Source organism: Acidovorax sp. LjRoot129, from assembly GCF_964253765.1.
In the GTDB taxonomy this organism is placed as follows: domain Bacteria; phylum Pseudomonadota; class Gammaproteobacteria; order Burkholderiales; family Burkholderiaceae_C; genus Acidovorax.
In genome coordinates, this window is sequence record NZ_CAXUSE020000004.1 from 1 (window position 1) to 11,565 (window position 11,565).

15 protein-coding genes are annotated in these 11,565 nt (G+C 59.2%); 6 read left to right on the forward strand and 9 right to left on the reverse strand.

Features of this window, described 5'->3' with window-relative positions:
• Nucleotides 1-276: hypothetical protein (locus ACSQ3Q_RS25870; protein WP_436137342.1), on the reverse strand; the 276-nt coding region annotated here is incomplete at its 3' end.
• Nucleotides 277-674: 398 nt separating this feature from the next.
• Here ACSQ3Q_RS25870 and ACSQ3Q_RS25875 point away from each other — a divergent pair.
• Complete coding sequence (locus ACSQ3Q_RS25875) at nt 675-2,060, forward strand: hypothetical protein (RefSeq protein WP_436137343.1); 1,386 nt, start codon at nt 675-677, stop codon at nt 2,058-2,060.
• A gap of 105 nt (nt 2,061-2,165) precedes the next feature.
• Here the strand turns inward: ACSQ3Q_RS25875 and ACSQ3Q_RS25880 are convergent, their stop codons facing one another.
• The 6 genes from ACSQ3Q_RS25880 to ACSQ3Q_RS25905 form a co-directional block, all read right to left on the reverse strand.
• The gene (locus tag ACSQ3Q_RS25880; RefSeq protein WP_147433236.1) at nt 2,166-2,459 is read right to left on the reverse strand and encodes a hypothetical protein; all 294 of its coding nucleotides are present in this window, start codon (nt 2,457-2,459) and stop codon (nt 2,166-2,168) included.
• Between the two features lie 78 nt (nt 2,460-2,537).
• Nucleotides 2,538-2,876 (reverse strand): copper-binding protein, encoded by a 339-nt coding sequence (locus ACSQ3Q_RS25885; protein ID WP_008904052.1) that lies wholly within the window; start codon nt 2,874-2,876, stop codon nt 2,538-2,540.
• A gap of 41 nt (nt 2,877-2,917) precedes the next feature.
• On the reverse strand, nt 2,918-3,403 hold the full coding sequence (locus tag ACSQ3Q_RS25890) for a cupredoxin domain-containing protein (RefSeq protein ID WP_436137344.1): 486 nt from the start codon (nt 3,401-3,403) through the stop codon (nt 2,918-2,920).
• Between the two features lie 38 nt (nt 3,404-3,441).
• A complete protein-coding gene (locus tag ACSQ3Q_RS25895) occupies nt 3,442-4,854 on the reverse strand; it encodes a multicopper oxidase family protein (RefSeq protein ID WP_436137345.1) in 1,413 nt (470 codons plus the stop codon).
• 19 nt (nt 4,855-4,873) lie between these two features.
• Nucleotides 4,874-6,307 carry a TolC family protein gene (locus ACSQ3Q_RS25900; RefSeq protein ID WP_436137346.1) on the reverse strand — a complete coding sequence of 478 codons (1,434 nt, stop codon included), beginning with the start codon at nt 6,305-6,307 and terminating at the stop codon, nt 4,874-4,876.
• Nucleotides 6,304-6,621, reverse strand: a complete 318-nt coding sequence (locus tag ACSQ3Q_RS25905; protein WP_436137347.1) for a hypothetical protein — start codon at nt 6,619-6,621, stop codon at nt 6,304-6,306. Before ACSQ3Q_RS25905 ends, ACSQ3Q_RS25900 begins: the two co-directional genes overlap by 4 nt.
• A 146-nt stretch (nt 6,622-6,767) precedes the next feature.
• Between ACSQ3Q_RS25905 and ACSQ3Q_RS25910 the strand changes: the two genes are divergently transcribed.
• Both ACSQ3Q_RS25910 and ACSQ3Q_RS25915 read left to right on the forward strand, forming a co-directional pair.
• Nucleotides 6,768-7,454, forward strand: coding sequence for a heavy metal response regulator transcription factor (locus ACSQ3Q_RS25910; RefSeq protein WP_436137348.1), 687 nt, complete (start codon nt 6,768-6,770; stop codon nt 7,452-7,454).
• The gene (locus ACSQ3Q_RS25915) at nt 7,451-8,857 is read left to right on the forward strand and encodes a heavy metal sensor histidine kinase (protein WP_436137349.1); all 1,407 of its coding nucleotides are present in this window, start codon (nt 7,451-7,453) and stop codon (nt 8,855-8,857) included. Before ACSQ3Q_RS25910 ends, ACSQ3Q_RS25915 begins: the two co-directional genes overlap by 4 nt.
• Nucleotides 8,858-8,897: 40 nt before the next feature.
• On the opposite strand, the gene ACSQ3Q_RS25920 is transcribed toward ACSQ3Q_RS25915, so the two are convergent.
• The gene (locus ACSQ3Q_RS25920; RefSeq protein ID WP_436137350.1) at nt 8,898-9,422 is read right to left on the reverse strand and encodes a DUF4148 domain-containing protein; all 525 of its coding nucleotides are present in this window, start codon (nt 9,420-9,422) and stop codon (nt 8,898-8,900) included.
• 93 nt (nt 9,423-9,515) lie between these two features.
• On the reverse strand, nt 9,516-9,887 hold the full coding sequence (locus ACSQ3Q_RS25925; RefSeq protein WP_436137351.1) for a hypothetical protein: 372 nt from the start codon (nt 9,885-9,887) through the stop codon (nt 9,516-9,518).
• Nucleotides 9,888-10,303: 416 nt separating this feature from the next.
• Here ACSQ3Q_RS25925 and ACSQ3Q_RS25930 point away from each other — a divergent pair, with 416 nt between their 5' ends.
• The 3 genes from ACSQ3Q_RS25930 to ACSQ3Q_RS25940 all read left to right on the forward strand — a co-directional run bounded on the left by ACSQ3Q_RS25930 (nt 10,304) and on the right by ACSQ3Q_RS25940 (nt 11,525).
• A complete protein-coding gene (locus ACSQ3Q_RS25930; RefSeq protein ID WP_436137352.1) occupies nt 10,304-10,645 on the forward strand; it encodes a four-helix bundle copper-binding protein in 342 nt (113 codons plus the stop codon).
• 28 nt (nt 10,646-10,673) lie between these two features.
• Nucleotides 10,674-11,087, forward strand: coding sequence for a DUF305 domain-containing protein (locus ACSQ3Q_RS25935; protein WP_436137353.1), 414 nt, complete (start codon nt 10,674-10,676; stop codon nt 11,085-11,087).
• Between the two features lie 198 nt (nt 11,088-11,285).
• Nucleotides 11,286-11,525, forward strand: a complete 240-nt coding sequence (locus tag ACSQ3Q_RS25940) for a DUF2933 domain-containing protein (RefSeq protein WP_082486164.1) — start codon at nt 11,286-11,288, stop codon at nt 11,523-11,525.
• Nucleotides 11,526-11,565 lie beyond the last annotated feature (40 nt).

Genomic DNA, 11,565 nt, shown 5'->3' on the forward strand with positions numbered 1-11,565 from the left:
GTCAAGCGCCGATGCGAGTTGACCTATGTCGAAGCGACCTCTATGCAGTAAACCAGAGTGCTCCCGAGTCGGTGGGGTGGTCGGTGCGTTGGCGAACATAGCGGCGTAAGGCAATGCGCCGAGTTCAGAAGCAATGCAGTTCTTCAGCTGAGCAGCAGCGCGACGGGCGTACCATGCCGCAATGCCCCAATTCCTTTCCTCTCGTTTAGCCAGAAGTCGATCCTCATGATCACGGCAGCACCATTTACGTCCGTGGAGCATGTTGTCAGCGCGCAAGAGTCCCTCAACAACGGATGCTTCTGCCTCACTTTGGACAAGGACGCGTTGGCGCGAGCATTGGACTTTGAGCTCGCGTGAGTGCAGCTTTCCGAGCTCGTGCGGGAGAGCTGTCCTTATGTGTTCGCAGCGAGGCCAGTGTTTGTTGAAGCCGCCCAGGCCCGTCGCATTGCGGAGGTGATCCGCGCGGTCGAGTCGGTTGTGACCCTGCCGGCGTATCGTGATGCGTGGAGGGTGGCATCGATTTGGAATGCTGTCGGTGCTTTAGGGAACATAGCGGCGCAAGTCACAACGCCGCGATCAGGGGGAGGGTCAACAGTTTGAGTTGGGCAGTCCGGCGCCGTACCATGCGCTATGCCTCATTCCCACTGTTTTAGCTTCCTCGGTGTTTGCTGCTCATGACCACGACTGCACCATTGACTTCGACGACGCCCGATGTACGCGCACATGAGTCCCTCAATAACGGATGCTTTTGCCTCACCCTGGACAAAGACGCGTTAGAGCGGGCATTGGGCTTCGAATTCGCAGGGTTGCAGCTCGCCGAGCTTGTTCGCGAGCGCTGTCCATTTGTGTTCTCAGCGAGGCCGGTGTTTGTTGAAACCTCCCAAGCCCGGCTAATGGCCGAGGTGATTGACGCGGTCGAATCGGTTGTGGCCCTGCCGGCGTACCGTGAACAGGTGCTCGGAGCGGCCCCGTCCATCGCCCGACTGGGCGCAGCAGGGCCGAGAGGGGTTTTCTTTGGTTACGACTTTCACATCGGCAAAGATCGGCTGGGACTTATCGAAATCAATACCAATGCAGGGGGAGCAATGCTCAACGCCGTACTTGCGCGCGCGCAACGTGCCTGCTGCTCGGTGATGGATGCGATGGCGCCGACGTTGTCAGATGTGGACTTTTTCGAAGAGCGAATCGCGTCGATGTTTTTTCAAGAGTGGGACCTCGCCGGGCGCGAAAGACCGCTTAGGAGCGTCGCTATCGTCGACCAGGTGCCTGAGCAACAGTATCTCTACCCCGAGTTCCTTCTATTTCAGCGGCTGTTTGAGGAGCATGGCCTGCGGACCGTCATCGTCAGCCCGACTGACTTGACTTGGCGCGGCGGTGTGCTTTGGGCAGGGGACCTTGCGATTGACCTCGTGTACAACCGGTTGACGGACTTCTACCTTGAGGAGCCCGGCAGCGAGGCCTTGCGTGAGGCACACATCCAGGACGGAGTGGTTTTGACACCGAACCCTCACGCTCACGCGCTGTACGCGGACAAGCGCAACCTTGCGCTGTTCAGCGATGCATTGCGTATGAGCGCGCTGGGTGTACCAGACGCGACGCAGAAAATCCTGCTGGAACATGTGCCCCACACTGAAGTTGTCATGCCTGAAGACGCACAACGCCTCTGGGAGGGGCGACGGAGTTTATTCTTCAAGCCAGTCGCTGGGTTTGGCAGCCGCGCTGCCTATCGTGGTGACAAACTTACCAAGCGCGTCTGGGGGGAGATCTTGGCCGGGGAGTATGTTGCGCAGGCGTTGGTGACACCAGGTGAGCGCAGGGTCAACGCGGATGGTGCCGGACAGACTATGAAGTTTGATATGCGGGCGTACACATATGAGGGATCTGTCATGTGGTTGGCCGCTCGCTTGTATCAAGGACAGACCACCAACTTCCGTACAGTGGACGGGGGCTTTGCACCCGTGTACAGCGGGCCAATGGTGAGTGCCTTCAGCGCATCATTGCCTTCAGGCGTCAGCAGCGATGATTCGGGTCAAATAGGGAACCCGATTTGCGGGTGCTGATGCTCGACCGAAAAACAAATGAGGTATCAATAACTCCGGAGTTTTCACTCACCGAAACACTCAGCAGGCCTACTACGGAGTGGCCTGCTGAGCGAATCGCTGCCGTTACTTGGGAGTGGTCCCTTGGCTTGTTTCCTTGTGAGGCTTGGCTTCACGCTCGTTAGCCTTGTCTTGCCCGCGTGCTTCGGACTTGCTCGTCGTGGCCATTCCAGAGCCTTCGCCCCGGGCGGTACTGCCGTCATTGGCGCGCTTGACGGGGGTCACGGGGCGGGCTTTCTTGTGTTCCTCTCCATGCGCTTGCGCCTTGGAGTTGGTATTAGGCGTTGCTTCCTGGGTATCACCGGCTGCAAAGGCAGAGGATGCGGCTGTCAGTGCGAGCGCGATGAGAAGAGTTTTCATGATTTGTCTTTCGCGGCATTGCCGTAGAGTTGGGGAAATTCCCTCTGGATTGAGGGCGCTGTCTAGGAGTTGCTGGGATTACTTGGCTGGCTCGATGGCCGTCACGACCATCTTTCCGCCCTCGCTGACCACCATAAAACTGACCTTGTCGCCGACCTGTACCTTGTCGAGCAGGGACTTGTCTTTGGCGTTGAACACCATGGTCATGCCCGGCATCTCCAAATGCTTGATCTCCCCGTGCTTGATGGTGATCTTGCTGCTGTCCTTGTCGATCTTGCGAACCTCGCCATCAGTCATGGAGGCTGCGGCGGGGGACGACTTGGCGGCATCACCTGCAGCCTGCGCCATGGTCGAGACCGGCAGCAGCGTGGCCAGCGACAGCAGTACGGCGGAGATGGCGGTATTGGTTTTCTTCATAAATGTTCCTTGTTCAATGGGTTGGCACAGCAACCCGGGATTTACTTCTTGGAGACCTTGACCTGGCCCTTCATGCCAGCGTCGTAGTGGCCTGGGTACAGGCACGCAAAATTCACATCACCGGCTTTGGTGAATTGCCAGATGATTTCGCCCTGTTTGCCTGGTGCGAGGGAGATCTTGCTGGGTTCGTCATGCTCCATCTCGGGAAACTTCTTCATGGTCTCGTAGTGCTCCTTGAGCTCGGCCTCGGTACCCAGGCTGAACTCGTGCTTGACCTGGCCACTGTTCTTGATCACGAACTTGATGGTTTCGCCCTGCTTGACGGAGATTGCTGCCGGCGTGAAGCGCATGGTGTCAGCCATGTCCACGTTGATCGTGCGGGTCACCTTGGCAGCCTTGCCGGGTTGACCGATGGCTGACTCCTCGCTTGCGTGGCCGTGACCACCGCTGTGAGTGCCACCTGCAAAGCCGTTAAAGGACAGAGCCACCAGGGCGGAGGCTGCGATCAGGGAAAGAGTGCGTTTCATAGTTGCCTTGGGTTGTTGAAGTGATGTGGAACGAGCGATCAGTGGCCGCTGTGCGAAGACGGCTTTTTGACCTTGACGACAGTGTCTGAGCTGGACTTCTCTTTGCGAGGCATGGACTGCCCACCCTCGGCCTTGAAGCGGGCCGGTTCAGCCATCGGACCGGTGTACTCGTAGGCCACCGTGCCCTCCGGGTTCTTGTACCAACCCGGGTTCTTGTAGTCGCCCGGCTTCTGGTCGCGGCGTACTTTGAGGACGCTGAACATCCCGCCCATTTCGACCGAGCCGAACGGGCCTTCTCCAGTCATCATGGGAATGGTGTTGTCCGGGATGGGCATCTCCATCTCGGTCATGTCCGCCATGCCCCGTTCGCCCATGACCATGTAGTCGGGTATCAGGTTGTTGATCTTCTTGGCAACGCCCCGGTGGTCCACGCCAATCATGGTGGGAATGTCGTGCCCCATTGCATTCATGGTGTGGTGGCTCTTGTGGCAGTGGAACGCCCAGTCGCCTTCTTCGTCCGCAAGGAACTCGATCTGGCGCATCTGGCCCACCGCCACGTCGGTGGTCACTTCATAAAGACGGGTGCTCTTGGGCGTGGGTCCGCCATCCGTGCCCGTGACCAAAAACTCGTGACCGTGCAAATGCATCGGGTGGTTAGTCATGGTGAGGTTGCCGATGCGAATGCGCACCTTGTCGTTGAGCCGCACGTTCAAGGAATCGATGCCAGGAAAGATGCGGCTGTTCCAAGTCCACAGATTGAAGTTCAGCATTTCCGCGACCTTGGGCGTAGCGGCTCCGGGCTCAATGTCGTAGGCACTGAGCAGGAAGCAGAAATCGCGATGCACTTCATCAATCAGCGGATGCTTGGTCTTTGGATGCGTGATCCAGAAGCCCATCATGCCCATGGCCATCTGGGTCATCTCATCGGCGTGCGGGTGGTACATGAAGGTACCTGGACGGCGCGCCACGAATTCGTAGACAAACGTCTTCCCCGACTGGATAGCGGGCTGGTTCAGCCCTGCCACACCGTCCATGCCGTTTGGCAAACGCTGTCCGTGCCAGTGGATGCTGGTGTGCTCGGGTAGCTTGTTGGTCACAAAAATACGAACGCGGTCGCCTTCCACCACTTCGATGGTGGGGCCCGGACTTTGGCCGTTGTACCCCCAAAGGTGCGCCTTGAAGCCAGGGGCCATTTCGCGCACCACCGGTTCTGCCACCAGGTGAAACTCCTTGACCCCCTGATTCATGCGCCAGGGCAGCGTCCAGCCGTTCAGCGTGACCACCGGGTTGTAGGGGTGCCCGGAGTTGGGTACGAGCGGCGCCATGGTGTCTGGACTTGTCTGGTACACGGGTTCCGGCAGTGCTGCCATCGCCACCCGGCTCACACTCGCTGCGGCCACGGCCCCTCCGGCGATGCCCGCAAATCGGAAAAAATCTCTTCTCGAATTCATGTTGGTTTCCTTGAGGGGATCAGTGGCCTGCACCAGCTTCGGCAGCGGCTGCGCCACCGCCCGAGACGCCAGCACTGGTGGGCTTGCCGATGAGAGAAGCCTGAAGGGCGGCGTCCGCCTGCCAGAACTGCTGTTCGGCGTTCAGGGCCGCCATCACCGAGTTCACCTGGTCGCGGGAGTCAGCGAGCAACTCGAAAACGCTGATCAGCATCCCGTTGTAGCGAAGCTGGTTTTCTTCTGAAATGGTTTTTCTCAGGGGGATTACTTCATCGCGATGGTGACGCGCGATGTCGTAGGCCGTGCGGTACGCGGAGTAGCTTTCCCGAAGGTTGGAGCCCGCCGCGCGGGCAGTCGCCTCAAGGCGATTGGCTGCAGCCAGGGTCTGCGCGTTCATAGCGCCGCGCCGCATGCCACCCCAATCGAAGATCGGCAACTGCAGGCTGATCTCGAAGCCGCGCCGTGTGGAGTGGGTTTTTTCGGCGGCATCAAAGACCGAATCGCGCCTAACTCCCAGCTCGATGTCCGTGAAAGTGGTGAGCGTGTTCCAGCCTTGCGACCGAGCCGCTGCGTCGTAGTCGGCCTTCGCAAGCTGCAGATCCAGGCGCCCCTTTGATGCCTGGCGCGCAGCATCGGAAGGGGACAACGGCTCCTTGGGCAGTGTGGGCAGGCGCTCGGGCAACTTGAGCTGTTGGGCTTGGCTGTCGTCCAGGCCCAGCAGCCGCACCAGCTCCTCGCGGGCTGCCGTGACCTGGTGCTGGGCAGTGGCCAGTTGGGTCGCTGTGTCGGCATAGAAAGCTTGCTGGCGTGCCCGGTCAAGCTTGTTGAAATTGCCCACCGACTGCATGCGCTTGGCAAGTTCGGCGCTGGCCTGAGCACTGGCGAACACTTGCTGTGTGTAGGTGAAAGTCTGCTGTGCGGCCACGGCGCGTACCCAAGCCTGGCGCACCTGCGTCACTTGGTCCACTACGTCGCTGCTCAGGCGCAACTGGGTCTGCTTGATGCGTCGCTCGGCAATGCCCTTGCGCGTTGGCAAGGTCAGCAGGTCCAGCAGGCCGAAGGACAGGAGGCGTCCGATTTCCGTCTCATCTCCCAAGCGCACGCGCTCCAGGCTCAGGATGGGGTTCGCGATGCGGCCGGACTGAGCTGCCGTTGACGCGTCCGCCCAGTTTTGGGCCACGAGGGCCTGCATGGATGGGCTATTGACCAATGCAAGTTGCACGGCATCCTTTTGGCTCAGCGGTTTGGCCAGCAGATCCGAAGCGCGCTGTCGCAACGCATCTCGCTCGCTCTGGTCCCGGGCCAAGGTGAGCTGGCCGTCCGTGAAGCTGCTTGCCGCCGCGTTGGCGCTGGAGAGGTTTTGCTCCAGATTCACGCTGGCGCAGCCAGACAACACCGCAACTGCGGCCACGGCGATCACGAGTTTGGCGCGGGGCATGCGCAAGGGGCGGTTCATTGTTTGCCCCCGTGGTGTGCATCATGGCCCTGCGCGGGTTGTTCCTGGCCGGTTGCCGGTGATGTTTGGCGCATTTCTTTGGCATAGGCACGCCACCCGCCGATCTCGCCCACCTTGTCGTTAGCCGCCTTCCAGGGCTGGACGGATTGCTCTTTGTAGGCTTCATAGCCTGAGAGGGCTGAACGGTACGAAAGCTGGTAGTCCACCTTCGCGGGTTCGCCATCGGGCATCTGCGCCAGGGCCAGGGACGGCGCTAATAGCGCTGCGGCCAGCCAGGGGGTTGAGGTAGGTCGCGAAAGCCAGGAAATTTTCATAGGTTCACCATGCGTTCTTGATGCAACGCATTGTGTGAGCCAATGGCTTCCGACGACATAACGGCTTCATTACATCTTTGTCATGTTCAAGAAAGCCAGCGATCCACGGGCACACTTGCGGCCACACGCAGTGCCAGGGAGAGCGCATGAAGATATTGGTCGTCGAGGATGAAGTCAAAACTGGCGAATACCTGCGCCAAGGGTTGCGCGAGGCAGGGTTCAACGCCGACCTTGTCCACAACGGAATCGATGGCCTGCATCTGGCCCAGGAAGGTGACTACGACCTGGTGATCCTCGACGTGATGCTTCCTGGAATGGACGGATGGCAGGTGCTCAGCAATCTGCGCCGCCACGGCGAGGAGATGCCCGTCCTGTTTCTCACGGCAAAGGACCAGGTGCAAGACCGTGTGAAGGGCCTGGAGTTGGGTGCTGACGACTACCTAGTCAAACCGTTCTCCTTTGCCGAGCTGCTGGCGCGGGTGCGCACTATCCTGCGACGCGGTCGCAATGGCACGGAGGTGACGGTACTGCAGGTGTCCGACCTTGAGCTGGACCTTCTGCGCCGGCGCGTCAGCCGCTCAGGCAAGCGCATCGACCTCACGGCCAAGGAGTTCGGCTTGCTGGAGCTATTGATGCGCCGCCAAGGGGAAGTCCTGCCGCGTTCCCTGATCGCCTCCCAGGTGTGGGACATGAATTTCGATAGCGATTCCAACGTGATCGAGGTGGCGATGCGCAGGCTGCGGGCCAAGATCGATGACGCCTACGACACCAAGCTGATCCAGACGGTGCGGGGAATGGGGTATGTGCTTGAGGCACCGCAGGAGAGTGTGTGAAAGCCCGGTACTCGCTCACGACGCGGCTGACGGTCTTTTTTACGCTGGCCTCCGGTCTTGTCCTCGTTGGCTTGGGGACACTTGTCGCCATTTCCATTGACCGGCATTTTGTGGAATTGGACCGGGATGCGCTGCGTGACAAGATTCATCTGACACGGGAAGTCATCGGAAAATCCAAATCCCAGCAGGATCTCCAAACTCGGCTGGATGATGTGCTTCATAGTCATGAAGGCCTCTTTGTCAGCGTGCTTCGGGGCGGAAAACCGCTCTACGCGACCACCGATTTCCAGTTTCCAGATGACTTGGTCGCCCTAACCCAAAAGGCCCGCCTGGGGGTTGCATCCTGGCAAACCAAGGACCGCGAGTACCGCGGTATGTCCGAATCCGTGTCGTTGCCGGGCTCCTCGGAAGCATCGATCCAGATCTGGGTCGCGTTGGACATTGCACACCACAAGCATTTCATGCAGGGCCTCACTCGGGTGCTCGTGGGTTACGTCGCATTGGCAACGCTGGTGGCCGGGGTTCTGGGCTGGTGGGCCGCAAAGAATGGCTTGGCCCCCCTTCGGGCCATGCGGTCCCGCGCGATGGCCATCACGGCACAGCGACTGGACGAGCGGATGCCGACCCAGGAGTTTCCGGTGGAGATGGCAGACCTTGCTACCACTCTGAACGAAATGCTCCGGCGCCTAAAGGAAGAATTCGACCGCCTCTCAGAGTTTTCTTCGGATCTCGCACACGAGCTGCGTACGCCCATCAACAACTTGATGACGCAAACGCAGGTCACGCTCAGCCAGACACGTTCTTCAGACGAGTACCGGGACATTCTTGCCTCCAACGCCGAGGAGTACCAACGTTTGGCCCGCATGGTCGCCGACATGCTGTTCCTTGCAAAGGCCGATCACGGACTCATCCTTCCCAGTACCGAGAAAATCGCCGTTCACGATGAAACTCGGGCACTGTATGACTTCTATGAAGCGCTTGCCGAAGAAAAGCAGGTGCGGCTGGAGCTCCTTGGGCAGGCAGAGGTTTGGGGTGATCGATTGATGCTCCGTCGAGCCCTGAGCAATCTTTTGTCCAATGCGATTCGCTACACACCCGCTGGTGAGCGAGTGGTCATCGACGTCATGGGCAACGCCAATGGAACAACGGTCAATGTCTTGAACGCAGGCCCTCCCATCGACGAGCAAATGATCCCCCGCCTGTTCGATCGGTTCTTCCGGGCCGACAAATCGCGAAAGCAATTGGACTCAGATGGAGCGGGCCTTGGCCTGTCCATCACCCAGGCCATCGTTCACGCGCACGGCGGCAGCATGTCAGTGAGTTCGGTCGATGGCATGACCTGCTTTTCGATGCATTTTCCGAGCACGCGCAGTGCTGGCAAACACCTCACCACCGAGGCATGACTCTCTGCATATCCTCATAGACTGCTTCAGGCGGAACCCACTAGAACCGGGGCGCCTTAATGGAATCATCTGAACTTGCGGCCACGGTTGAATGGTGCGCTGCATGGTAGCGGTCAGGATAGATCTCGTTGAGCTTGCGGCCGTCTTCGCCCACAGCGACAAGTTCGCCTTCGCGGATGGCGCGGGCCAGCTCACTCTTGACCTCGTCCCGGGACTTGTAGGATTTGGCGGCAATGGCTGGGTAGCGGCGCGACATGAGTTCATTGAGCTTGACGCCTGATTCTCCTGCCGCAAGCATCTCGCCCGTCTGGATTGCCCGATCCAGTTCCGCGCGCACTTGCTCGCGAGTTTTGGGGGCCTGGGTTAAAGCACTCACCGGGTATGCAGTGGGGTTTATTTGCTTGAGCGTCAGACCCGATTCGCCAGAGGCGAGCATCTCGCCGCTTTGCTGAGCCTGCACCAACTCAGCCCGCACTTGTTCGCGCGTTTTGCTGACCACCCGATCCGAAGCAAATGCGGGGGCGGCGATGAGAGAGAGGACGATGAGGGTGGATTTTATTTTCATGATGGGATTTCCTTCTTGAGTTGATGTGGTGGTTTAAGTGCGACCGCAAGCCAGTTTTTGAAGGCACGCGGTCGCGGGTGTCCCTGAGGGCGTTCAGGGCAGTTGGCGGGCGTTGACCCAACCTGCTTCGCCGCCCAGGTCGCGCATGCCATCGCTGGTGATGCGGTTGCGCTTGGCGGCCTGCAGCTCATCCGTGACTTGCTGGCGAGTCTTGGTCAGCTTGGGGCCCTGGACGAGCGGGTAGGTGGCGGGGTAGCCACGGCTGATCCAGTACAGCGAACCGTCCTTTTGGGCGGCCACAACGGTGCCTGCGACAGCCTCGCGACTGACCGCGTTACCCAGATGGTCGGGGGCCAGGCTCACGCCTTCTTCCTGGCTTGGACTTGCGTGGTAAACGGAAGTGGCGAAGGACGTCGTAGCGAATGCAGCAAGGCTGGCGACGAAGATTGCGGTACGTATTCTCATGATGGTCTCCTGTGGCGCCGGATGCCCGATATGGCCCATCCAGGTGGCTTTTTTTGCACCACGGAGAGAAGTCTAGAAATCGCACCCCTACTTGGCAGTGACCTTCCGATTACGCTTTTGATAGCCACATGCAATGCCTGCGGGAGAGGGTCACAAATATGACCCTGGTGCGCGCGTCCAGGGATCAGAGCGCGCCTTTTTCGGCAAATCCTTACGCGAAGGTGACGCACCGATTACAGCCCTGAAATCTCCTCGTAATCTTTGGCCCGAAACGAGGGCAAATCGCTCGAAAGCCGCTTCAATCGGTGGTGCCAGCCTACAGCGCCGAGTACCCCACGCGGCAAAAGATGGACGCTCCTCGCAGGCAACTGCGCAGGTTCCCGCTCATCTTTCGAGCTACTTATCAGGAGATTTTGATGAACCACACCCCGAACCAATACATGTCTTGCATCGAGGCTTGCCAGTCGTGCGCGACGGCTTGTCATCAGTGCTTCGCAGCTTGTCTGAAAGAAGACGACGTGAAGATGATGGCGCGCTGCATTGCCTTGGACGTCGACTGCGCAGCAGCGTGTAGCTTTGCGGCCGACGCCATGGCGCGCAATAGCGAGCATGCAGCTGCGATTTGCGCGCTGTGCGCTCAGATCTGCAAGGCCTGCGCCGATGAATGCGCCAAGCATGAGGCAAACCACTGCAAGGCCTGTGCGCAGGCTTGTCTCAAGTGCGCCCAAGAGTGCGACGCCATGGCGCGTGCGGCTTAATCGCGTTGGTCAACTCCTGGAGAACACCATGAAAACATTCCCAGCTTCTCACTCGCTGTCCGGCGCCGCTGTCATAGCTTGTGGCTTGTTGTCGCCTCTGGCACTGCAGGCCCAGACCGCCCCCCACTCGGGCATGAAGGGCGCCGGTATGGATCAATCGATGCCTCACGGCAAGATGGACATGAAGGCGATGATGAAAGAGAACAACGACAAGATGGCATCCCTGCCAATGTCGGGCAACCCAGATGTGGATTTTGCCCAGATGATGCGGGTCCACCACCAGGGTGCGATTGACATGGCCCAGGCCCAGTTGCGGGATGGCAAGGACCCGAAAATGCTCAAGATGGCCAAGGACATCGTTGCCGCTCAGAAAAAGGAAATCGCTGAACTGGATGCATTTTTGGCCCGCAGTGGCAAGACACCTGCCGCTCCTACCAAATAGTCCTGAGTCCGATGTCGCTGCCCTGGCTCTTGGATCGTCGAAATCCAGGGCAGTGCCGTTTGGGGATCGGATGCCTGTTGCAGTCCAGGCCCTTGATTGAGGTCAAAGGTGGCAAAGGTTCTTGCTTGACACTCCCACCGTGTTAAGCCTTATCGTTCCCACGAGGTCCACCACCCGTGACCTTTGTTGGAGAACACCATGAACCACAGCCACACCATTGAGCATTCGGGCGCTACAAAGCCCGCAGGAGGTAGCAAGAAATTGATCGGTGCAGTGATCATGCTTGGACTGATCGGGGCATTCTTCCTGCTCAGAGAGCACTGGTCGCATATCGCAGGTTTTTGGCCTTACCTGCTCTTGTTGGCCTGCCCACTAATGCACCTTTTCCATGGGCATGGGGGCCACGGTTCGCATGGCGGCGAATCGGGCCGCAAGTAATCCCGAGCAGCACAAGACACTCATCTTCAGGAATTACAAC